Here is a 22,360-nt window from a genome sequence, read left to right as displayed (position 1 = left end):
GAGGGTGCCGGATCGCTCAGAGGGAGCTGGGTGTCGCGACCCGGCCGTCGGCGGCCGATCGGGCGATGTCGGTGCGGTAGAAGGAGCCATCGAGTTTGATCTTGGCGATTTCGGTGTAGGCCTGGTCCCGGGCCGCGGTGAGGTCGTCGGCCATCCCGACCACGGTCAGCACCCGGCCGCCGGAGCTGACCAGTCGGCCGTCGGCGTCGAGCGCGGTGCCGGCATGAATGACCGGTACGGCGACCTGGTCCAGACCGACGATCTGCTTACCCGTGATCGGCTTCTCCGGATACCCCTCCGAGGCCAGCACGACGCCGACCGCGGCGCCCGGCTTCCAGGCCAGCGGCGGCTGGTCGGCCAGCGCACCGGTAGCGGCGGCGTACAGCAGGGTGCCGAGCGGGGTGTCCAGTTTGGTCAACAGGGGTTGGGTTTCGGGGTCGCCGAAGCGGACGTTGAACTCGACGACCCGGACACCGTTCCGGGTCAGCGCCAGCCCGGCGTAGAGCAGTCCGTTGAACGGGGTACCGCGCCGGGCCAGTTCGTCGACGGTCGGCTGCAGCACCGTCTTCAGGACGGTCGGAACAAGATCATCGGGAGCCCACGTCAACGGCGTGTAGGCGCCCATCCCGCCGGTGTTCGGGCCGGCGTCGTCATCGCCGGCCCGCTTGAAGTCCTGAGCGGGTTGCAGCGGGCGGACCTCGGTGCCGTCGCAGATCGCGAACAGGCTGACCTCGGGGCCGTCCAGGAACTCCTCGACGATCACCCGGTCGCAGTGTGCGGCGTGGTCGATCGCGGCCTGCAGATCGTCAGTGACGATCACGCCCTTGCCGGCAGCGAGTCCGTCGTCCTTCACCACATACGGTGCTCCGAACCGTTCCAGCGCCCGCCGGACCTGCTCGGCGTCGGTGCAGGCGACCGCTTCGGCGGTCGGCACGCCGGCGGCGGTCATGATCTCCTTGGCGAAGGCCTTGCTGCCCTCCAGCCGGGCCGCCTCGATGCCGGGGCCGAAGCAGGCGATGCCGGCAGCACGGACGGCGTCGGCGACACCGGCGACCAGCGGCGCTTCGGGGCCGACGACCACCAGGTCGGCGGCCAGTTCGGTGGCCAGCGCTGCCACCGCTGGGCCGTCGTTCTGGTCGACGGGGTGGTTGGTGGCGATCGGCTCGGTTCCGGGGTTGCCGGGCGCGACGTGCAGCGCCGTGACGGCGGGGTCGCGGCTCAGGGCGAGTGCCAGGGCGTGCTCACGTGCCCCGTTGCCGACGACGAGAACGGTCAGGTCTGCTGCTTCTCCCACGGCCATGAAGCCTACCGATCAACTGGTGGTCGGCCCCAATGCGTCCGCTCGGCCGCCGCCAGTGCCGGTGCCGACATCCAGCGGGCTCACCGGACCCGACCGTGTCAGCACCGCGTCGCCGCCCAGCCGTCGATCCATGTGCGCAGGGTGGAAATCCCTGCCAGAGTCATTCCCATGCCGCAGCCTCGCACGATCCCACTGCTCCCCTGCGCCGACATCGACGAGATCGACACCTTCTTCTCTGCCATCGGTTTCCGGGTCACCTACCGACAGTTGCGCCCTTACGCCTGCCTGGCTCTCGCCGGCCACGGCTTCGATCTGCAGTACTACGGTCTCGACGGCCACACCCCCGAGTCCTCTCACAGCTCGTGCCTGGTGATCGTCGACGACACCGGGCCGATATGGGAACAGCTCGCAGCCGACTTGCGCCGCCGGTACGGCCGGCTACCGGTCTCCGGCTTCCCGCGAATCACCCGTCCACGAGCCAGGAAGAACGCCGACGGGCGCAGTGGTTTCAGCCTGGTCGACCCAGCCGGGAACTGGATCCGGTTCTTCCGGGGGAGGCGAGCCCGAGCCGCCGAGTGCAGCAGAGCCGAGCAGCACGACGAGCCGTTTGGGCAATGCGTTGCAGAACGCGGTCGTCCTCGCAGACAGCAAAGGCGACGACGCCCAGGCCGCCAAGATCCTCCGCGGCGCACTGACCCGGGCGGCTCCCGACGATCCGGCACTCACCGAGGCACAGGACTTCCTGAGCGAGCTGGACGAGCGGCTCTGAGGGCGCGGGTGCCGAGCTGCCGGTCGCCGGCCGGTCTCGATCGTCACCCGCCGGGCATCGCAGCCAGGGTCAGACAGGCGAAGCCGAGATAGCCGTGATGTCCGCGCAGCCACTCCGAACGGGACCGGTCCAGTCGTTGCCGCAGTTCGTCAGCATCGGGGTGATCGGGATGCTGCAGCAGCCATTCCTCCTGATTGCGGACCAGCCCGCATTCGTAGTCGTCCCATTCCTGCTGGGTGGTCTCCTGCAGGTCGAGCAGTCGCCAACCGGCTGCGGCCGCGGCGTCGACCACGTCCGGCAGCCAGCAGCTGTCCTGCAGATCGGCGCCTCCCCACATCGTGGCCAGCCGCTCCGGTGGCGGGGTGTGCAGCCAGTAATCGATGCCAAAGAGCAGCCGTCCGCCGTCCGCTGTCAACCGACGCAGCCGGGTCAGTGCTCGTCCCGGATCCTCATCGAGGGCGTGGTGCGCGCCGAGGCACAACACCAGGTCGTACGCTCCGGTGATCGTCTTGGCATCGCCGGCGATCAACCGCACCCGGTCGTCGAGACCGCGGGCGACGGCCGCCGACCGACCACGCTCGACGTCGACCGTCTCGAGATCGATTCCGGTCCCGACCGCGTCGGGGGACGCGGCCAGCACTCGCAGCAGCAGTTCGGCCCAACCGCATCCGACATCCAGGATGTCGGTCGGTTCGCCGGTGGCGAGCTCGGTGACAAGACGGTCCAGCCGTGGCCCGGAGATCGGCGAGTTGACAGTCAGGGCGAGCCCGTTGATCGGGACGGTGTCGGTCATCTGCTCATCCTGGTTCGCAACCGCTCTCGCGGTCGAACCGATATCGCGGTCCAATCCGCTGTCCGTTGACCTCGCCGGATCACTAATGTTCGGCGCATGGCCCGCCCCCTTTCGCCTCGTGCCCTGCAGTTCCGCCGGCCGAATGCGCTGGTCGCCGGCATCGTGCTGCTGGTGATCTGGTTCCTCGTCAGCAGGATCGTCGGATCGGCTGCCCACATCGGCTTCCTGCGCACCCAGCTCTACACCTCCCTGCTGTTGCTGATCGGTTTGATCGCACTCGCGGTCGGGATCGTCGGCGAGGTCCGGGCGCGTCGGTTCAACCGGGCCGACTGGGCGCTGGCCGATTCGCTGGGCGGAGCCTTGAACGAGTTGTGGCGCACCCCGGCACCGGCGGCGTACGAACCGCATCGCCAGCTGGCGCAGGTCCCCCGAGCACGGCTGGTCGAGATCGAACGGCACTTCGACCAGCAGACCGAGGGCGCGATCGCCGGCACGATGTCGCACAAGATGCGGATGTTCGGCACCTCGTTCAGCACCAGCTACGGTCAGGCCGTCGGCGATCGCGGCTTCGCCAGCAGCTCGTTCGGCGGATTCAGCGGCTCGATCAAGGGGCTCAGCACGGTCGACCTGTCGATCAGCACCACCACCCGGGACAACCTGATGGGCGACGCCCTGTTCTCGGTGTTCGAGGCACCGGGTCCGGCCGGGGCCCGCGACACCTGGCGGGTGATCAGCATGTCCCAACCCGGAGTACGGAGCTGGATCAACGACCTGGTGCAGCAGACCGCGCAGCAGTTCGGCGGCACCATGACCCACTCCGGGACGACGGTCAGCACCTGGGCCGGCAACCTGATGGCGCAGTTCCAGCCCGGTGACATCTCCTACGTGACCGACCGGTTGAAGGCCATCGCCAGCCGCCCGTACGAGACCCGTGAGCCGGTCGACATCATCGGAACTCCCACCGGCCGGAACGCGGTGATGGTGACCAGCGTGCGGATCGCCGGCGGTGAGGAACTGCGGCTGATGCCGTCAGCGTTCCCCGGTCTGTTCGGTACGGCGGTCGCCCGGGGTGTCGCCGGCGCCGAGCACGTCCTGTCCGGCGGCAAGCAGCGCGCCGCCATCAAGAGCTGATCCGCGCTGACACCGGTGATCGGCCCTTCACGCTGAAGATCAGGTCCGTCACGCTGGGCCTTCAGACACTTCGGAAACTCCTTGGACACGATTTCGGCAAACGTTTGCAGTAGCCGCGGTGTTGTCATTAGAGTGCGAACCGCCGGTATGTCCAGCGAGTCCGCAGTCCCCACATCGAGGTCCGGGACGGTAGCGCCTCACAACGACGACCAATGGGGGTCGAAATCATGGGTTTCAGTCGACGCACGCTGCTCTACTCCTCGGCCGTGATCGCCAGTACTGCAGCGCTGGCAGCCTGTTCGGGCGGTCAGAGCTCGAGCGAGGGCAGCGGCACCTCGAGCTCTGGTGCCTCCGGCGCCAAGGGCTCGGCCACCAAGCCACTGCCCAAGCCGAAGAAGTTCCAGCAGGCTCCCGGCCTGTCGGGTGATCTGCCGCCGGTCGCCGAGCGGCTGCCGGACAACCCGTACGTGATCCCGCACAAGTGGGTCAAGCCGGGCAAGTACGGCGGCAAGCTCAACATGAACGTGTTCAACAGCAGCGGGGCGACCACCGCCGAATCCGATCGCGAGTTCTTCTACGGCCATTCCGTGCTGCGGTGGCTGAACGACGGACTGGACGTCGGCCCGGGGCTCGCCGAGAGCTGGGAGACCAACGACGACGCCTCGGAGTGGACCTTCCACTTCCGCAAGGGATTGAAGTGGTCCGACGGCGAGCCGTGGTCGACCGAGGACATCCTGTGGTGGTGGAAGGAGTTCGTCCTCAAGCAGAAGATGGCCCAGACACCGCCGGACGAGACCCGTTCCGGCAAGGGCACGCTGGCCAAGTTCGAGGCGGTGGACGATCTCACCCTCAAACTGACCTTCGACACACCGGCACCGCTGACCGCCGACCGGATGGCTGCCTACGCCAACGGCAACATCGGCAAGAACGGCGCCACCTGGATGATGCCGAGCCACTATCTGAAGAAGTTCCATCCCGCCACCGGCAAGAACGTGCCGAAGGACTGGGACACCGTCGGCGGGTTGATGGAATCCAAGGCCGACTGGCACCGCAACCCGGACTGCCCGACCATGATCGGCTACGTCTGCAAGTCCTTCGACACCAACAAGGGTGTCGTGCTGGAACGCAATCCGTACTACTGGGCGGTGATGCCCAACGGTGATCAACTTCCCTACATCGACGAGATCCAGTTCACCGTCGTCACCGACCCCGAGGCCGGCAAACTCCAACTGCAACAGGGATCGGTGGACTACTGCCAGGGATCGTTCAACCAGATCTCGCTGGGCGACGTGCAGGGTCTGCGTGATGCCTCGGAGAAGGCCGACCTTGACATCATCCTGTGGGACACCGGCTCCGGGACCGGCTCGATCTTCTTCTTCAACTACGACTACATCGACGACGACATCCGCAAACTGATCCGGGAGCCGAAGTTCCGGCAGGCCATCTCGTACGCCTTCAACCGCCCGGCGATCCAGAAGTCGGTCTACTTCAACACCGGCGAACAGACCACCGGAACGCACGGCGCGAAGGCAGCTGAGTTCCTGGTCAACGAGACCGGCAAGCAGCTCTACAAACAGTGGCGGGACAAGTACGTCAAGCACGACCCGGCCAAGGCCAAGCAGCTCCTGGACGAGCTCGGGCTGAAGGAAGGCAGCGACGGGATGCGGACGCTGCCGAACGGCAAGAAGCTCGAGCTGCGGATCGACTACTCGGCCGACCAGTCCGCCGAGCACACCGCCAAGGACAACCAGCTGGTGTCCGACCTGAAGGCGGTCGGGTTGAAGATGACCCGCAACCCGGTGCCACCGCAGTCGTTCGACGACGAGTGGAAGACCGGCAAGCTGATGGCGCACAGCAACTGGGAGGTCGCCAACGTCGGGATCTCGCTGATCCAGCCGATGTGGCTGGTGCCGATCGAGCCGTCCCGGTGGGCGCCGCTGGAGGGTCAGTGGTTCACCCAGCTCGGCACCGGCGCCAACGAGAAGGAATCCGACGTCAATCCGTGGAAGCGTCACCCACCGCGGATGGAGCCGGAGGAGGGTGGCCCGGTCGCCAAGCTGTGGGATCTGTACAGCAAGGCCAGGGTCGAAGCGGACAAGACCAAGCAGTACGAGCTGGTCTGGGAGATCGAGAAGCTGCACATGGAGGAGGGCCCGTTCTACATGGGCTGTGTCGCCAACTATCCCTCGGTGATGGTGGTGAAGAAGGGTCTGCGCAACGTGCCGCGGAAGGAGAACCTCGCCACCGGCGGCCTGGTCAACCCGTGGGGTCACCCGACCCCCGCCGTCTACGACCCGGAGTGCTACTACTGGGACAAGCCCCAGAACTGACACACGGCACCCACCGGCTGACGCAACAGGCCCTTCGACGGGCTCCGGACCTTCCGGATGGAGGTCCGTGAGCTTGTCGAAGGGTCGCCTGCGTCAGTGAGCGTCGATGATCAGAGCAGGTCGTTGATCATGACGACCTCGCCGCGACCCGGGCCGACGCCGATGCCGGAGATCGGGGCGCCGACCAGTTCCTCCAGCCGCTTGACGTAGGCCTGAGCGGTGCCCGGCAGGTCACCGAATTTGCGGCAGCCGGAGATGTCCTCGGTCCAGCCGTCGGCATACTCGTAGATCGGTTTGGCGTGGTGGAACTCGGTCTGGCTCATCGGCATCGTGTCGTGCCGGACGCCGTCGACGTCGTAGGCGACACAGATCGGGATCTGCTCCCAGCCGGTCAGCACGTCCAGCTTGGTCAGGAAGATGTCGGTGAACGCGTTGATCTTGTGGGCGTGCTCGACCACCAGCGCGTCGAACCAGCCGCAGCGCCGGTTCCGGCCGGTGGTGGTGCCGAATTCGCCGCCGTCGTTGCGCAGCTTGTCACCGTCGGCGTCCAGCAGCTCGGTCGGCATCGGCCCCTCACCGACCCGGGTGGTGTAGGCCTTGGCGATGCCGATCACCCGGTCGATCCTGGTCGGCCCGACCCCGGCACCGACGCACGCACCGGCGGCCACCGGGTTGGACGAGGTCACATACGGGTAGGTCCCATGATCAACATCGAGGTGGTGGGCCTGCGCCCCCTCGAAGAGCACGACCTTGCCGTTGTCCAGCTCGTCGTTCAGCAGCCGAGCGGTGTCGGCGACATGCGGCTTGATCCGGTCGGCGAAGGACAACAAGTGTTCGGTCACCTCGGCCGGCTCGACGGACCGTCGGTTGTAGACCTTGACCAGCAGATGGTTCTTCTGATCGAGCGCCGCTTCGACCTTCTTGGCCAGGATCGATTCGTCGAACAGGTCCTGGATCCGGATGCCGAGCCGGTTGATCTTGTCCGAGTACGCCGGCCCGATGCCGCGTCCAGTGGTCCCGATCCGGGCCTTGCCGAGGAACCGCTCGGTCACCTTGTCCATGGTCTGGTGATAGCTGGTGATCACGTGCGCGTTGGCCGACACCAGGAGTCCGGAGCAGTCGACGCCGCGGGCCTCCAGGGCATCGATCTCGGAGAACAGGACGGCCAGGTCGACGACCACACCGTTGCCGATCACCGGTCGGCAACCCTCGTTGAGAGTGCCGGACGGCAGCAGATGCAGTGCGAACTTCTCGCCGTTGACCACGATCGTATGGCCGGCGTTGTTGCCGCCCGAATAGCGGACGCAGTAGTCGGTCCGGTCACCGAGCTGGTCGGTCGCCTTGCCCTTGCCTTCGTCCCCCCATTGGGACCCCACCACCACAATGCCCGGCATGTGATCGCCGCCCTAACTACGCAGATGCCTGCGTCTGTTTCCGAAAGCGTGAAGTCCCGCGAGACCAGGTCTCGGGGGACTCTTGCGGCATCACTCTACCGGAGCACGAACCGTGGGCTCATTCCCCACATCAATCACCGCCCGTCCCCGAGCAAGCGTTCCCCGGCGCGGTCATTGCGGCATCGGCACCCGCACGGTGTAGTCGCCGCCGCCGGCCGGTGGCACGTCCCAGCCCCACAGCAGCAGCCCATCGGCGGCGGGCAGCACCTTCTCGATCCGCTGCTCCCCGGCACCGGACGTCCGCCTGCGGGGCAACGGGACCTGCGACCAGCTGAGACCGTCCCGGCTGCGCCACCAGCGGGCGTCGGCCGCACCGTGGACCGTGGCCTTGCCGGTGCCGAGGAACCCGCCCTTGATCGGCAGGATCGACAGGATGGAGCTGCGTTCTGCCGCCTTCTTCCCGACCCGCCAGCGAGCCGTCCGGTCTGAGGCCGGAGCCCGATCGAGATCGAGCCGCCAGGAGACTCGGGCCTGTTCGTCGTCGGGCACCCGGCCGGAGGTCTGCCCGGCCGCGACCACGGAGGTCGGCGACCCGGCTGCGGCCTCGACGCCGACGTCGGAGACCCCCGCCGGGAGCGGCAGGGCCTCCCGCTCGGTCCAGGTCAGGCCGTCGTCGCTGCGCCAGCTGACCGGCACGGCCGTGGCGCCGTCGAAGGTGGCACCGACCGCGACGAACCCGCGGCCGACCGGGACGACCCGGGAGACGACGATGTCGCCGTTCGCCGGACCGTGGAACGTCGCCCACGGGGTCCGATGGTCACGTTCGGAGTCCTCATCGAGACGTGCCCGCACCGTCCCCTTCGCGCGGGTCCAGTGCTCTCCGTCGGAGCTGTGCAACAGCCAGATGTCGTTACGCCCGTTGGCCGAATGCACCGCGCCAATCACCCACCCTCCGGCACCGTGGGTGATCGTCCTCGCTTCCAGGTAGCCGTAGTCGTCGGCGACCGGGGAGACGAATTCGGGGGCGTTCAGCTGCTGCGGCCTGCCGGCTGCGTCGATCGACCAGACGCCGAGCCATGATCCGCGGTTGCGGGTCAGTGTCCCGACCGCGATGGCGGTCCCGTCGGTGTCGGCGGCGACATCGGTGGCCCGTGCCGAGATCACGCCGCCGTGGCCGCGGGCCGGCAACACCTGCGGGCGCCAGCTGAGGCCGTCCCGGCCGGTCCACAGCAGCGGGGTGCGGTTCAGGGTGCCGACGGCGCGGTATCCACCGGCGGTCTTGATCACGGCGTCGACGTCGGGAACCGCTGTACCGCCCAGATCCCCCAGGTCGACCCTACTGACCAGGTCCCCCTCGACCCGAAGGATCATCGGATCGTCGCTGCCGGTCCGGCCGTCGCTGCCGAGCAGGATCGCCGCACCGTCGGCCACCAGGCCGTCGGTCAGCTCCTGCGACCGGGTCCCGGTCAGTGCGTCCGAGCGCAGCCGCCGAAGCGTGCTGGCGGCAGAACCGACGGCGAGCAATCCGTCCGACGGGGATTTCCCGATCGACCCCGCGACCAGCCAGCCATGCCCCGTACCGTCCGTTGTGGGCATCGGCAACAGCACCTGGCCGTAGTCGTCGGCGCTGCTGCCGGTCGCCGTCGGCGAGGCCACCCGGCGCCACCTGGTGCCGTCGGGTCCGCCGGACAGCAGCACCGAGTCCCAGCTGCTGCCGTCCGAGTCCGCGCCGTCACCCAGGGCCAGCAGCAGGTAGCGGCCGTCGGCGAAGATCAGGTCCTGGGAGTAGGCGCGATAACCACCCGCGAGGTCGGCCGGGGTGTTGATCTTGGTCCAGTGTGATCCATTGTCGGTCGACCGAAGGATCAGGATCCGATTGGGCTGCTCGGTGTCGGCGGTGTTCTCGACGTCGCCGGTGATGATCATCTCGTCGTCGCCGATGGTCAGCCCGGTGGCCGAGGGAACCCCGACGACGCCGGACAGCACCCGCGACGCGATAACGTGCCGGGTCCAGGTGATGCCGTCCGGACTGGTCCAGGTGAGCAGCGAGCCGAGCGTCGAGCCGTGCCGGCCCCGGGTGTCGCCGACCATCATGTATCCGGTGCGGGTCGCGACCAGGTCACCGATCGAGTCGGCGCCTCGGAGGATCGACTTGTCCACCGGCGCCCGCTGCCAGCTGCGGCCGTCGGCACTGTGCCAGATGATGAACTCGCCGTCACCGCCGACGCCGAGGGCGACGAATCCCTTGCGGCCATGGGTGACCTGGCCGACCGACTCGTCCGGCCCCGGAGTCCGGCCGGCGGTGTCGATCGCCGCCCGCCGCCAACTGCGGCCGCCGTCGGCACTGCGGAGCAGCAGCGGACGGGTCACGTTGGCCGAGGTGTCCTGCCCGACGGCGACCACGGTCGAACCGTCGGCAGCCAGCTCCGACAGGCTCTGATCGATCTGATCACCGACCGGGACGTCGGTCTGGTCGGCGGGCGCGGCGGGAAAGCTGGTCGCGGCCGGTCCCGTGCTGCGGGTCGCAGGCCGAGGAGGATCGGCCGGTTTGCCGGTGCACGCTGCCGTGATGACCAAGATCAACAGCGTGCCCCAGCACGCGATCCGCCGCAGAGCCGCACCCATCGTGGTCCCTTCGTGAGCAGCCCCCGCCCAGCACGGGGACCGAACTCACGCTAGGCCGTCCGGGCCTCGACGCGGACGAGTTATCCACAGGCTGCCGCTCAGGCGGCTCTGCTCCCACCCTTGACCACCTTCCCGCACCCGTTACGACTTCCCGCACTCTGTGCAGCGGGTGCGGGAAGTTGTAACGGGTGCGGGAATGGTCGGCCGGCGGGTCAGCCCTTCACCGCGCCCGCCGTCAGTCCTTCGGTCAGGAAGCGTTGGCCGAAGGCATACATCAGCACCACCGGCAGGCTGATCAACAGTGAGGCGACCGCGAGTTCGCCCTGCGGCACGACGTCGCCGAAGATCATCGACTGCATCCCGACCGGGAGCGTCTTCAACTCGTCCTTGGTGATCAACACGAACGCGAACAGGAACTCGTTCCAGGCGTTGGTCAGGGTGAACAGCGCTACCGCGAGCAGCCCTGGCTTGGCCAGCGGCAGGACGATCTTGCGGAACGCCTGGAACCGCGAGCAGCCGTCGGTCAGAGCGGCCTCCTCCAGGTCGATCGGGATGGAGCGGAAGTAACCCATCAGCAGCCAGGTCGCGAACGGCAACGTGAAGGTCGGATAGGTCAGGAACAGCGACCACAACGAGTCGGTCAGGTGGACGCCGCTGAGCAACCGGTAGAGCGGGATGAACAGCAGCGCGCCGGGCATCACGTAGGTGAGCAGGATCGTCGTGGTGAAACTGTTCGCGCCACGGAATCGGAGCCGGGCCAGAGCGTAGCCGCCGAGCGAGGCGCAGACCAGGGTCAATGCGGTGGACGAGATCGAGACGATCAGCGTGTTGCGATACCAGATGCCGAACGGCTGATCGGTGAACAGGCCGATGAACTGCTCGGCACTCCAGGGCGTCGGCCACAGGTCACTCATCCTGCTGGTGATCTGCAGGTCGGACTTGAACGCGGTGACGACGATCCAGTAGAGCGGCGCCAGCACGAATCCCATCAGGACGGCCAGCACGACACCGGTCCCGGCACCCTGCAACAGTCGGGATGCTCGGCCACTGCCCCGCGCGGCCAGCCAGGAGATCAGCCACCCGACCACCAACACCAGCAACGCCGGCACGCCGAGCAGCACCGCGGCCCGCCAGAAGAAGGTCGGCCCGGCCAGCGCCAGCACGATCAGTCCGACGATCACGACGGCGATCATGATGCCCCGGCGTTGGGGCGCCGACAAGCGCTCCCGACGCGGCGCGGTTCGTTGATCGCCGGACCGCATCATCCGGACCAGCAGTACGACCAGGACGCCGACCACCGGCAGCAATACCAGAGTCGAGGCGGCACCGGGACCGAACTGCAGCTGTTGGATCGCCTTGGTATAGGCGACCAACACGTACGGTGCCGTCGCGTCACCCGGACCGCCCTGGGTCATCAACCAGACCAAATCGAAGTTGTTGAAGGTCCAGATCGAGGACAACAACGTGGTCACGATGATCACGTACCGAAGACCCGGCAGGGTCACGTGCACGAAGCGGCTCCAGACCGACGCACCGTCGACCATGGCCGCCTCGTACAGACCGGAGTCGATCGCCTTCAAGCCGGCCAGGAAATTCACCGCGAAGAAGGGAATGCCCTTCCACACGTTGACCATGATCACCGAGGGCATCGCCAGGGTCGGATCGGACAGCCAAGCGGCCGGCCAGGTGTTGATCAAGTTGATCGAGGCCAGGAACGGTCCGATCCCGGTCACCGTCAGCACGGTGTTGACACTGCCGAAGATCGGATCCAGCAGCGAGCGCCAGGTGAAGGCGGTGACGATGGTCGGCACCACCCAGGGCAGCAACAGGACGCCGGCGACGATCGCCCGGCCGCGCCGCAGATTGTGCAGCAACAGGGCAGCCACCAGACCCGCGGTCACCTTGAAGATCTCGGAGTAGACGGTGAAGACGAACGAGTTCTTCACCCCGGTGTAGAACAGCCGATCATGGACGAGTGCGGCGAAGTTCGCCAGTCCGACGAAGACGGTCTCGCTGCCATGCCGCTGGGTGGTGCTGAGCACCACCGAGTACACGATCGGGAACAGGATCAGTGCACCGACCAGCACCGCGGTCGGCGCCAGGAAGATCCATGCCAGCCGCCAGTCACCCCCGAGGCGGGCGCGACGTCGTGGCGGCGCCGCGCGGTCGGCAACAGCTGTCGTCGACGAGTCCTGGACCGCCGTCATTGCTTGAGACCCTGTTGTTCGAAGAGCTTGATCAACTGCTGCTGGGCCTGCTGGACCGACTCCTTCACCGAGGTGCCCTGGAGGATCCGCTGCATCATGTCGGTCAGCACGTAGGACTGGTTGGCCGCCTGCCGACCGGCACTCGGCACCGACGGGAAGGTGTAGCCGGTGGTGGTCTTGTGCGGCAGCGGCGCCTCCTGCATCTTCCGCATGACGCTGAAGGCCGGGTCTCCGTCGGTGTAGAAGGGATCGGAGTCCCAGACCTTCTCCCAGGCCGGCAGTACCAAGCCGGTCGAGTCACGGGCGATCCCCAGGAGCGGCGAGCCGTGCATCAGATAGCCGGCAAGCACCTTGGCCAGCTCGACGTTCTTGGCTCCCTTGAAGATCACCAGCGCGTTGCTGGCACCGGCCGACAGCGGCTTCTCCGTCGCCGGTCCGGTGCAGCCGATGAAGGCATGAGTGGCGTCGTACACGGGATTCTTGGTGGCCTTGGAGTCGGCGTACACACTGAACTGGTTGTTGATCACACCGATGATGCCGGCCAGCCAGTTCTCGTTGTTGCTGGAGTCGGTCCAGCTCTCGATCCCCGGCGGCAGCATCTTCTTGTACTTGTCCTTGGTGAAGATTTCGGCCAGGAAGTTGACCGCCTCCACGGTTTCCGGGCTGTCCAGCTCGACCTTGCGCCCGGTGTTGTCGGTCATCGCCCCGCCGTAGGCGTTGATCACCGATTCGATCATGCCGTTGGCGTCGCCGGACCGGTTGACCGTCATCCCCCACCCGAACCGCTTCTTGGAAGGATCGGAGATCTCCAGACAGATGTCGCGAAGCTCTTCGTAGGTGTAGTAGTCCTTGGTCTCGATACCCTTCTCGGCGAACCAGTCCTTGCGGCCGAAGTAGCCTTGCCCGATGAAGTAGTAGGGGATGCCGTACCACTTGCCGTCGAACACGCAGTTGAGCTGTGCCTCCTGCGCCGGTTCGCCGTAGGTCTTCTTCAGCTCGTCGACGATGTCGGTGACATCCTCGAGATCGCCGAGCTCGTGGAACTGGGCCAGGAACCGTCCGTCGTCGACGAAGGCCATGTCGCGAGCGTTGCCGGCCTTGATCGCCGCATCGGTCTTGGCCACCAGGTCACCGGTGTCGCCCTCGATCGTGCTGGAGGTCACCGTGGTCCCGGTCGCCTTGCTGAAGGCCGAGAGTGCATTGGTGAAGGCGGTGTTGGCCGAATCGGCGTACTGCTTCTGGGCCAGCATGCCGAGCTTGGTGCCCTTGTACTTCTTGGCCGCCTCGACGACGGCCGGTTCGACAGCGACGGACGAGGATGCGGCCGGCTTCTTGGTGGTCTGACATCCCACCAGACCGGCCAGTGCCGTTCCCCCACCGATGCCGAGCATCGTGCGACGTGACAGCCCGCCGCGAACGGATGCCGATGTTGCCTTCATGGTTCCTCCTGCTCCGCGCGACCTTCCGCGCCTGGGTACGACTCTGTCCCGTCGGCAGTCCTCGGATCCCGGGGAATGCCCTTATTTCACACACATATCGATCACTACTCGAATACTCCGAAGCCCTCGACGGCGTGCCGTCGTACGTTGTCCAGATCCAGCTCGACACCGATGCCGGGGACCTCGGGAAGGGTGATGTAACCGTCCTTGACGATGGAGGCACTGTCGGTCGGCGGGACCACGTAGCTGTCCCAGACGTCACGCTCCTCCAATGCGTGCCATTCCTGCACGTAGAAGTTCGGTACGGCGCTGCATTGGTGCGCCGCGGCCATCGTGCCCAGCGGGGTGGAGACCAGGTGCGGCGCGAACGGGATGTAGTACATCTCCGCCAGGTTGGCGATCTTCTTGCTCTCCGCCAGACCACCGCATTTGGGGATGTCGGGCTCGATCACATCCACCGCACCGGCGTCCAACAACTCCCGGAATCCCCAACGCAGATAGAGATTCTCGCCTGCGCAGATCGGTGTCTTCGTGCTCTGCCGGACCCGTGCCAGGGCCTGCGGATTTTCCGGCGGCACCGGCTCCTCCAGCCACATCAGGGCGAACGGTTCCAACTCGGCGGCGATCCGGCAGGCGCTGGGGACGTCGTAGCGGGCATGCATGTCGATGGCAAGATCGACGTCCGGGCCGATCGCCTCACGGATCGCGGCCACCCGATCCACCATGTCGCGGATCTCTCGGCCGCCCAACGTGTGGTTGTAGTGGTCGAACTTGGCCGGATGGTGGAGGTTGTCGATGTCGAACTTGATCGCGGTGAAACCCTCTTCGACCATGCGTTGCGCTCGGTCGGCGCAGCCGGAGGCCGAACCGTCCGGGTCGTCGCCGTCGCCACAGTCGGCATACACCCGGATCCGGTCGCGGAACTTGCCGCCGAGCAACCGGTAGACCGGCTGTTCCATCGCCTTGGCCGCCAGATCCCACAGTGCCAGCTCGATGCCGCTCATCGCGATCACGAACACGCCGGACTGGGAGCCGGCGAAGACCCGCCGGCGCAGCTTCTCCCAGCAGCGCTCGACGTTGCGCGGATCCTCGCCGATCAGGAGTTCGCGGACACTGTTGATCACGCCGACGACTCCGCCGGCGCCGGCGTCGGGATTGGCCTCGCCGTAACCGGAAAGTCCTTCGTCGGTGTCGATCCGGACCAGGGTTGCTTCACCGTGGTAGCGCACCACGGCAGTGGTGATGTTGACGATCTTCATCGATCCTCGTTCTCGGATTCAGCTGCTGCGGATGCCCGCGTGGCCGATGTGTGGAGTTGATCACCCCGAGATGCTCCGTGACGTCAGAACCCGTCACGGTCAACTTGTCATATAACCTGATGACATGGTCAGCAAACAGGAGTCGCGTGCCGATGTCAAGGTCCGGACGCTACCGATGCAGGTCGCGGGTCACCTGGTCCGCCAGATCATCGGCTCCGAGTTGGATCCGGACCGAGCGCCCTCGGAGTTGGACATCACCCGAGACTTCGGGGTGTCCCGGGTCGTTGCCCGGGAGACCTTGAAGATCCTGGCGTCGGTGGACATCGTGCGCATCGCGCAGGGCCGCCGGGTCAGCCTGCGGCCGCCCGAGGAGTGGGACTATCTCAGCGTTCAGCTGCTGGAGTGGCTGCCGGCCGAGGAGGTGGCTCAGCTGCTGCGCGAGCTGCAGGAGATGCGGCTGATGTTGGAGCCGGAACTGGCTGCCAAGGCCGCCGAGTCGGCAGATGAGGCCGCACTGCAGTCGATGAGTGAGTTGTTGCGTCGGATGCGGGAGACCGAGGAATCCCCGGAGGAGTACCTGGAGCTGGATATGGCCTTCCACCTGGAGATCTGCAAGGCGTCCCGCAACCGGATCCTGGATCGGATCATGTATTCGGCGCGCTGGCTGCTGGCCACCAGTCGCCGGGCGACGAACGATCAGCCGCACAGCCTGCACAACGCCACGCCCGTACACCAAGGGATCTACGACGCCATCGCGGCCGGCGACTCGGCCGGGGCGCGGGAGGCGATGCGAGCCCACCTGCAGGCCAACATCACGATCCTGACCAAGGCCACATCACGTCGCGGGAGCAGCACCCACCCGAAGCCGGCGAAGAAGGCCCGGTAGCAGCCCGGATCCACCAAGGCGGACTCAGTGTCGCCGACGATCCGGATTGGTTCGTCGCAGTTGATCGAGGTGGAAGTCCAGTACCTCCAACTGAAAGGCAGGAGTTGGGGGCGGCCGGTGTGTGATGCCGTTGAAGCCGAGGCCGTCGATCAGCGAGGCCAGTCGCTCGGTCTCGACCTCGACGTCGGCAATTCCGGCCCTGGTCAGGATCTCGTGGATCAGTCGTCGCGTGCCGTCATGGATCTCCGCCGACAGCTCGGCGTAGGCAGGCGTGAACCGGCCGCGCTCGGCCAAGGTGAACATCACCGTGGTCTCGTACCGGCGGGTCTCATCCAGCGGCAGCAACTCGCACAGCATCTTCCGCGCAGCCTCCGCTGGATCGGCTCCCGCCTCGAGTTCGGCCAGGTCGGCGTACAGCCGAGCCGATATCCGGTCGAGGATCTCCCGAGCGGCGGCCGTCATCAGTTCTTCGTGATTGTCGAAGTAGTTGCGGACCGCGCCGATGTTCAACCCGGCCTCGTCGGCGACCTTGCGCAGCGATGCCTGTTCTACGCCGCCGCGGACCAGCAATCGGAAGACTGCTTCATAGATCTCCTTGCGGCGGCGTCCCACATCGACCTGTCGAGGCATCCACCTTGTTTACCACACACCTGTGATGTTAAAGTTTAGATCACAGGTGTGATGTAACGGCATGCGCCAGTCCCGAGAGAGGTCCGGCATGGATAACGCTCTGCTGCTCGTGGTCGCAATTGCGGCGATCGGGTTCGTGATCATCCGGCGCTTCATGGGCACACCATTGGTAGCCAAGGACGTCTTCCTCGCACCGCTGTTGTTCCTCGGCATCGGCCTCTGGTCGATACGCAAGGTGGCGCACTGGGAGGTGATCGACGCCAGCATGCTCGCGATCGGGCTCGTTGCCGGCCTGATCTTCGGCGGCATTCGTGGGACCACCACGCTCATCTACACCAGGGATGGCCTGCTCCATCAGCGCTACCGACCCTCGACACTGCTCGTCTGGGGGCTCGGGCTGGCAGTCTCGGGCGGGCTCTATGTTATCGGCCACCAGTTCGGCGCCGGCGAGCACTCGCATTCGCCGATGCTGTCGCTCGGCGTCAGCCTGTTGGGCGAGATGGTCACCTGTGGCGTACGAGCGCTGTCGACCGGGAAGCCGTTCTCACCACCCAAGGACGGCAGGGAATACGACGGCTTGGTTCAGACCCTGAACAAGATCAAGGCACCCGAAAGTCCAGGCACACTGACCGAGTCCCCGACCTTCCGTCAGGCCGTCGACACCCTGGTCACCCATCACCGCAGGGACTCCACCGTGGCGCCGAAATGACCGCTGGGCGGTAGCCGAGAGGAAGGCTCGGGTAGCGGAGGGCTCAGTTGGCCAGCTCGCGGTAGCCCGCCTCGGAGGAATCCCGGAGGAACTGCGAGCAACGCTCCTGCTCGTCGGTCTCCCCGATCCGTCCGGCAGCGACCGACAGCGCCCAGAGGGCGCGCAGGAAGCCACGGTTCGGTTCGTGCTCCCACGGCACCGGACCGGACCCGCGCCAGCCCGCCTTGCGCAGCGCATCGAGCCCGCGGTGGTAGCCGGTGCGTGCGTAGGCGTAGGCCTGAATGGTGCCCTCCGCCGTGTCGGCGGCCAGCGCCCGCTCGGCCAGCAGAGCCCAGCCCAGGCTGGTGGCCGGATGACCACCGACGATCCCGATCAGCTGTTCCGGAGTCGCCGAGGCCAGCTCGGCCGCGGCCGGATCCGCCGGCAACTCGGTCTGCGGAGTCCCCGCGTTGTGGGCCAGCAGATTCCGATGGGTCGATTCACTCACGCCCCTATCCTGCCACCCGTCGGTCCGGCCCGGCCCGCGCGCGTCGGGCGTCTGGTGCGGATGCCTATCGGTGTCCGGCGAGTTCTGGACGCAGACCGGCATCGGCCGGCCGGACCTCCCGGTGCACGATCCAACGGTGCTTGCCGATCTGGCGGACCCGGTCGAAGCCATAGTCCTCGTACAGCTCGACACTCATCTCGAACAGGAAGCGACCATGAGCGACCCGGTCGGCCGTCACCTCCGGCAGCGCCTCGACCAGACCGCCTCCGGCCTGCGCGATCAGATCCAGGGACCCTTCGAGTGCGGCCCGTCCGATGCCTTCCCTGCGGTGCTTGGTGTCGGTGTAATAGCAGGTGATCCGCCAGTCCGGCTGCTGCGGCGGCTGCTGGTCATAGGCCCGCCGGCTGTGTTCGATGATCGGCAGCTCGGCCCGGCTGCCGTACTTGGCCCAGCCCTGGACCAGTCCGTCGGCGTCGTAGACCAGGGCGGCATGTGCCTGGCCGGCCCGGACCAGCTCTTCCTTCTTGGCGCGTTTGTCGTAGGTCTGGAAGCGGTAGGTCTCGCCGTTCTCCATCGCGTGGTGCCCCATGCACCAGCAACCACCGAACACACCGTTGTTGCGTTCGACCAACTCCGCGAAAGCGTCCCAGGTCGATTCGTCGAGCGCCCGGACCGTGTACGCGTCGGTTGTGCCCTGCGTCATCAGACAGCTCCTCGCCGTCCCCGCCAGATCCTCGGACTGCTTCAGATCGTCCACGAGTGACGGTAGCGGAGCGGTCGGGGCGCGTCCAGAACAGCCCGATCCCAGATGGGCCGTGCTGCTGGCCCGCGGGTCATCCGTCTTGCCTGACCCCGTTCAATGCGGAGCAGGTCGGCCCGGCAGCCGTTTCTGGTCCGCTGCAACGTTACGATCAGCCGTCCACCCAACAACACGGGACTCGGAGGACGAATGGTGAAGACGGTACGGAAGACGCTCGCGGCAGCCGGGATCGCGGCGGCTCTGGTCGCGGGCTCGTTGGTGTCGGCCCCTGCCGCGCACGCGTCGGCCAACAATGCCACCCCGATCTACTTCACCTCGTACCTCTGGTGCAAGATCAGTAAGAAGTCTCTCGAGGACGAGTACAGCTTCGCCAAGGACGTGACGGTCTCGCAGTGTTTCTACAGCTCCAAGAGGGGTCAGTACTACCGGGTCGTCGCCTACAACCTCTGATCCGCTCAACGGCAGCGCGCGGACACCGCATTCGGGACTCCACCAGCCGAGCGTCAGACTTCAGATCCAGGAGTTGCGGCGGAAGATCACGTACAGGATCGCGGCGGCGACGACCATGATCGCCAGGTAGATGTAGAAGCCGAGCTGGGTGTCGTTCAGCCAGAAGTGCACGTTCATCCCGACGAAACCGGTCACCAGCGTCGGAACGGCGATGATCCCCGCCCAGCCGGTGAGCTTCTTCATCACCTCGTCCATTCGAGCGTTGTCCAGCGACAGGCTGGTGTCGAAGATCGCGGTCAGGCTGTCACCGAGCATCGCCACCCCGCCGTTCACCCGGTTGGCGTGGTCGATGATCATCGACCAGCGGCGGGTGTCGCTGACATCCAGGTCGTCGCCGGCCTCGACCAGATCCTGCAGCACCTCGGCGGTGGGTTCGGTCACCCGGCGCAGGGCGGTCACCGCACGGCGCAGCCGGAAAGCGTCCAGTTTCAGTTCCCGGCTGAGCGGCGCGCCGCCGAACAGCGCGTCGGCCAGTTGATCACTGGCGGTTTCGATCTCAGTGGCGGCGTCGGCCGACGCGCCGACGACGTGGTCGATCACCAGCTCCGCGGCGCGATCGGCGCTGCCGCCGGCGAGCCGGTGACCGGAGCCGGACAGCAGCCGGGCCAGTTCGGAGCCGTACGGTTCGTCGACGAGCATGATCAACACCTGATCGGTGATGATCATCGACAGGTCGTCACCGACGATCTCCCGGCCCTGCAGCCGGATCGCTCGCAGCCGGACCACCCGGGTCCGCTCCAGGTCGACGAACTTGATCCGCTGCTCGGGCGCCAGGATGCCTTCCAGCACGGCATCATCGAGGTCGAGCATCCGACCGAAGCGATGCAGCTCGGCCGATGCGGTGCGCGGCGCGATCGCCCAGGCCGACGCGTTGCCGTTCTGCTGCAACACGTCGGCCAGGTCATCGCCGTGCAGATCATGGGCGATCACCTTGGAGCCGATCCAGACCTGGCTCCGGTCGACCGGCCCGTCGGTCGACCGGTCGACCAGCTGCGCCACGCGCCGCGCCATGATCAGGCGTTCGGCGACGTGCCCGTGCTGCGCAGATCCTCGCAGGCGGTCACGATCCGCTGAGCCATCCCGGCTTCGGCGAGCTTGCCCCAGGCGCGCGGGTCGTAGGCCTTCTTGTTGCCCACCTCACCGTCGATCTTGAGCACACCGTTGTACTGGCTGAACATGTGGTCGGCAGCCGGCCGGGTGAAGGCGTACTGGGTGTCGGTGTCGATGTTCATCTTGATCACGCCGTAGTCGACCGCTGCCCGGATCTCTTCCAGGGTGGAGCCGGAGCCGCCGTGGAAGACCAGGTCGAACGGCTTGTCCTTGCCGATCTTCTTGCCGACCTCGTCCTGGATGTCCTTCAGCACCTCGGGACGCAGCTTGACCGAGCCCGGCTTGTAGACGCCGTGCACGTTACCGAAGGTGAGGGCAGTGATGTAGCGCCCCTTCTCCCCGGCGCCGAGCACCTCGATGGTGCGCAGCCCGTCGGCAACGGTGGTGTAGAGCTTGTCGTTGATCTCGTTGCTGACGCCGTCCTCTTCGCCGCCGACGACGCCGACCTCGATCTCCAGGATGATCTTGGCTGCGGCGCTCAACTCGAGCAGCTCACCGGCGATCGACAGGTTTTCCTCCAGCGGCACCGCCGAGCCGTCCCACATGTGCGACTGGAACAGCGGATTCTGGCCGGCCTTGACCCTGTCGGCGGAGATCTTCAGCAGTGGCCGGACATAGCCGTCCAGCTTGTCCTTGGGGCAGTGGTCGGTGTGCACGGCGATGTTGACCGGGTAGTTCTCGGCAACCGTGTGGGCATACTCCGCGAGCGCGACCGCGCCGGTCACCATGTTCTTCACCGTCGGCCCGGAGGCGTATTCGGCACCACCGGTGGAAACCTGGATGATGCCGTCGGAGCCGGCCTCGGTGAATCCCTGCAGCGCGGCATTCACGGTCTGCGACGAGGTGACGTTGATCGCCGGGTAGGCGAACGAACCGGCCTTGGCCCGGTCGATCATCTCGCCGTAAACCTCGGGTGTTGCAATCGGCATGAAAGGTCCCTTCGGTGCTTTGCTACAACTCGGGCGTCGTCGACCCGAGTCCGACAGTGTTCCTGCGACGGTTCTGGTCGTCCCAGTCTTTCACTTCTTCTGCCCCGGACGCGATCCGGCCGCCCGCCGCGGACACCGGGCCGCCGAGGCGACCTGTCCACCACAGGCTCACCCGGCACCGGAGAACGATCACGCGCCCACCCCGAGGATGGGCGCGTGACCATCGGTGTGATTCCGGGGGTGCTACCCGGTGATGTTGCGGTAGCGGTAGGGCAGGTACCCGTCGCCGGTGTAGTGGCTGGTCGGGTAGGTCTTGACGTTGGCACCCTCGGCGCCGGAGTACAGGGACTGCTGATAGATCACCATCGAACTCTTGTCGGCCGTGGCCCACTTGATGAACATCACCACGTGACCGTACTGATGGCCGTTGACGCCGGCCTGCCGGATCAGGACGTCGCCCAGCTTCAGCTCCGAGGCCGAACCCAGCCGATTGCTCACACTCGGAAGTGATTTCGTGGTCAGCGAGCTGGACAGGTGCCACGACTGGGACACGAAGCCCGAGCAGTCGGTCCGATAGGACTTGCCGTACGCGTCCGGGTAGTACTTCGACATGCTGTACGGGACCCGGGCGTAGATCCAGTTCGCGCCCCGCGCGTAGGCCTCGTTGCGGCCGATCGCGCCGCCGACGGCCGAGTGGTCGGTCGGCACGGTCTCGCCGAGCGACTTCTTGGTCGCCGGCCCGACGACGCCGTCGGCGGTCAGCCCCTGCGACTTCTGCCAGTTGATCACCGCGGTCCTGGTGAGCGGGCCGAAGGAGCCGTCGACGGTCAGGGCGGCGCTCGCCTTGGTCTTCAGCAGATTCTGCAGCCGGACGACGCACCCGTTGACGTACGGCTCCATCTTCGAGTCCATGTTGTAGGGGCAACTCGGGGCGTTCAGGGAGACGCTCGGCGCGGGGGTCGCGGCCTGTGCCGCTGGTGTCTGGCCGGCGATCAGTAGTGCGCCGGCGATCAGGGTGACGCCGACGACGGCGACGGCCCGTTGCAAGGTTCGGATGAGGGACATGATCGTGGTTTCCTTGATCAGCTTCGG

Annotated in this window: 20 protein-coding genes; 6 read left to right on the top strand and 14 right to left on the bottom strand. The window is 66.6% G+C overall.

Annotated elements, in window-relative coordinates; translation table 11 throughout:
* Positions 1–16: 16 nt before the first annotated feature.
* The gene (gene purD / locus BLU38_RS16515) at positions 17–1,276 is read right to left on the bottom strand and encodes a phosphoribosylamine--glycine ligase (RefSeq protein WP_091532597.1); all 1,260 of its coding nucleotides are present in this window, start codon (positions 1,274–1,276) and stop codon (positions 17–19) included.
* Between the two features lie 36 nt (positions 1,277–1,312).
* A complete protein-coding gene (locus tag BLU38_RS30945; protein ID WP_157683513.1) occupies positions 1,313–1,639 on the bottom strand; it encodes a hypothetical protein in 327 nt (108 codons plus the stop codon).
* A 268-nt stretch (positions 1,640–1,907) separates the two neighbouring features.
* Between BLU38_RS30945 and BLU38_RS30940 the strand changes: the two genes are divergently transcribed.
* Positions 1,908–2,069: a hypothetical protein gene (locus tag BLU38_RS30940; RefSeq protein WP_157683512.1), complete on the top strand. Its 162-nt coding sequence runs from the start codon at positions 1,908–1,910 to the stop codon at positions 2,067–2,069.
* 43 nt (positions 2,070–2,112) lie between these two features.
* Here the strand turns inward: BLU38_RS30940 and BLU38_RS16510 are convergent, their stop codons facing one another.
* Entirely contained in the window at positions 2,113–2,862 is a 750-nt protein-coding gene (locus BLU38_RS16510; protein ID WP_091526543.1) for an SAM-dependent methyltransferase, read from the bottom strand.
* 96 nt (positions 2,863–2,958) lie between these two features.
* Here BLU38_RS16510 and BLU38_RS16505 point away from each other — a divergent pair, with 96 nt between their 5' ends.
* A complete protein-coding gene (locus tag BLU38_RS16505; RefSeq protein ID WP_091526541.1) occupies positions 2,959–3,993 on the top strand; it encodes a hypothetical protein in 1,035 nt (344 codons plus the stop codon).
* A 227-nt stretch (positions 3,994–4,220) separates the two neighbouring features.
* Positions 4,221–6,323, top strand: coding sequence for an ABC transporter substrate-binding protein (locus BLU38_RS16500; protein WP_231919882.1), 2,103 nt, complete (start codon positions 4,221–4,223; stop codon positions 6,321–6,323).
* A gap of 110 nt (positions 6,324–6,433) precedes the next feature.
* On the opposite strand, the gene BLU38_RS16495 is transcribed toward BLU38_RS16500, so the two are convergent.
* From BLU38_RS16495 to BLU38_RS16475, 5 genes are all read right to left on the bottom strand, one after another.
* Positions 6,434–7,717 (bottom strand): adenylosuccinate synthase, encoded by a 1,284-nt coding sequence (locus BLU38_RS16495; RefSeq protein WP_091526539.1) that lies wholly within the window; start codon positions 7,715–7,717, stop codon positions 6,434–6,436.
* A gap of 171 nt (positions 7,718–7,888) precedes the next feature.
* Positions 7,889–10,342 (bottom strand): beta propeller repeat protein, encoded by a 2,454-nt coding sequence (locus tag BLU38_RS16490; RefSeq protein WP_091526537.1) that lies wholly within the window; start codon positions 10,340–10,342, stop codon positions 7,889–7,891.
* A gap of 212 nt (positions 10,343–10,554) precedes the next feature.
* On the bottom strand, positions 10,555–12,549 hold the full coding sequence (locus tag BLU38_RS16485) for an ABC transporter permease (protein ID WP_091526535.1): 1,995 nt from the start codon (positions 12,547–12,549) through the stop codon (positions 10,555–10,557).
* The gene (locus BLU38_RS16480) at positions 12,546–13,988 is read right to left on the bottom strand and encodes an extracellular solute-binding protein (RefSeq protein ID WP_091526533.1); all 1,443 of its coding nucleotides are present in this window, start codon (positions 13,986–13,988) and stop codon (positions 12,546–12,548) included. Before BLU38_RS16480 ends, BLU38_RS16485 begins: the two co-directional genes overlap by 4 nt.
* Positions 13,989–14,092: 104 nt before the next feature.
* The gene (locus BLU38_RS16475; protein ID WP_091526532.1) at positions 14,093–15,247 is read right to left on the bottom strand and encodes a mandelate racemase/muconate lactonizing enzyme family protein; all 1,155 of its coding nucleotides are present in this window, start codon (positions 15,245–15,247) and stop codon (positions 14,093–14,095) included.
* A 124-nt stretch (positions 15,248–15,371) separates the two neighbouring features.
* Here BLU38_RS16475 and BLU38_RS16470 point away from each other — a divergent pair, with 124 nt between their 5' ends.
* Positions 15,372–16,133 carry a FadR/GntR family transcriptional regulator gene (locus BLU38_RS16470; protein WP_197679745.1) on the top strand — a complete coding sequence of 254 codons (762 nt, stop codon included), beginning with the start codon at positions 15,372–15,374 and terminating at the stop codon, positions 16,131–16,133.
* 24 nt (positions 16,134–16,157) lie between these two features.
* Here BLU38_RS16470 and BLU38_RS16465 read toward each other — a convergent pair whose 3' ends face one another.
* Positions 16,158–16,763: a TetR/AcrR family transcriptional regulator gene (locus BLU38_RS16465; RefSeq protein WP_091526530.1), complete on the bottom strand. Its 606-nt coding sequence runs from the start codon at positions 16,761–16,763 to the stop codon at positions 16,158–16,160.
* Between the two features lie 88 nt (positions 16,764–16,851).
* Between BLU38_RS16465 and BLU38_RS16460 the strand changes: the two genes are divergently transcribed.
* Positions 16,852–17,472: a hypothetical protein gene (locus tag BLU38_RS16460; RefSeq protein ID WP_091526528.1), complete on the top strand. Its 621-nt coding sequence runs from the start codon at positions 16,852–16,854 to the stop codon at positions 17,470–17,472.
* Positions 17,473–17,515: 43 nt separating this feature from the next.
* On the opposite strand, the gene BLU38_RS16455 is transcribed toward BLU38_RS16460, so the two are convergent.
* Positions 17,516–17,959, bottom strand: coding sequence for a DUF3151 domain-containing protein (locus BLU38_RS16455; RefSeq protein ID WP_231919881.1), 444 nt, complete (start codon positions 17,957–17,959; stop codon positions 17,516–17,518).
* Positions 17,960–18,023: 64 nt separating this feature from the next.
* Positions 18,024–18,662, bottom strand: a complete 639-nt coding sequence (locus BLU38_RS16450) for a GNAT family N-acetyltransferase (protein ID WP_091532592.1) — start codon at positions 18,660–18,662, stop codon at positions 18,024–18,026.
* A gap of 246 nt (positions 18,663–18,908) precedes the next feature.
* Here BLU38_RS16450 and BLU38_RS16445 point away from each other — a divergent pair, with 246 nt between their 5' ends.
* Positions 18,909–19,169 (top strand): hypothetical protein, encoded by a 261-nt coding sequence (locus BLU38_RS16445; RefSeq protein ID WP_091526523.1) that lies wholly within the window; start codon positions 18,909–18,911, stop codon positions 19,167–19,169.
* Between the two features lie 60 nt (positions 19,170–19,229).
* Here BLU38_RS16445 and BLU38_RS16440 read toward each other — a convergent pair whose 3' ends face one another.
* From BLU38_RS16440 to BLU38_RS16430, 3 genes are all read right to left on the bottom strand, one after another.
* Complete coding sequence (locus BLU38_RS16440) at positions 19,230–20,228, bottom strand: magnesium transporter CorA family protein (RefSeq protein WP_157683511.1); 999 nt, start codon at positions 20,226–20,228, stop codon at positions 19,230–19,232.
* A 14-nt stretch (positions 20,229–20,242) separates the two neighbouring features.
* Positions 20,243–21,268, bottom strand: a complete 1,026-nt coding sequence (gene fbaA / locus BLU38_RS16435; RefSeq protein WP_091526520.1) for a class II fructose-bisphosphate aldolase — start codon at positions 21,266–21,268, stop codon at positions 20,243–20,245.
* A gap of 243 nt (positions 21,269–21,511) precedes the next feature.
* Positions 21,512–22,333: a peptidoglycan-binding domain-containing protein gene (locus tag BLU38_RS16430; RefSeq protein WP_091526518.1), complete on the bottom strand. Its 822-nt coding sequence runs from the start codon at positions 22,331–22,333 to the stop codon at positions 21,512–21,514.
* Between the last annotated feature and the right edge of the window lie 27 nt (positions 22,334–22,360).

Source organism: Microlunatus soli (assembly GCF_900105385.1).
GTDB lineage: Bacteria > Actinomycetota > Actinomycetes > Propionibacteriales > Propionibacteriaceae > Microlunatus > Microlunatus soli.
Note: the sequence above shows the minus strand (reverse complement) of the source record. Positions and strands in the feature narration are given on the sequence as shown.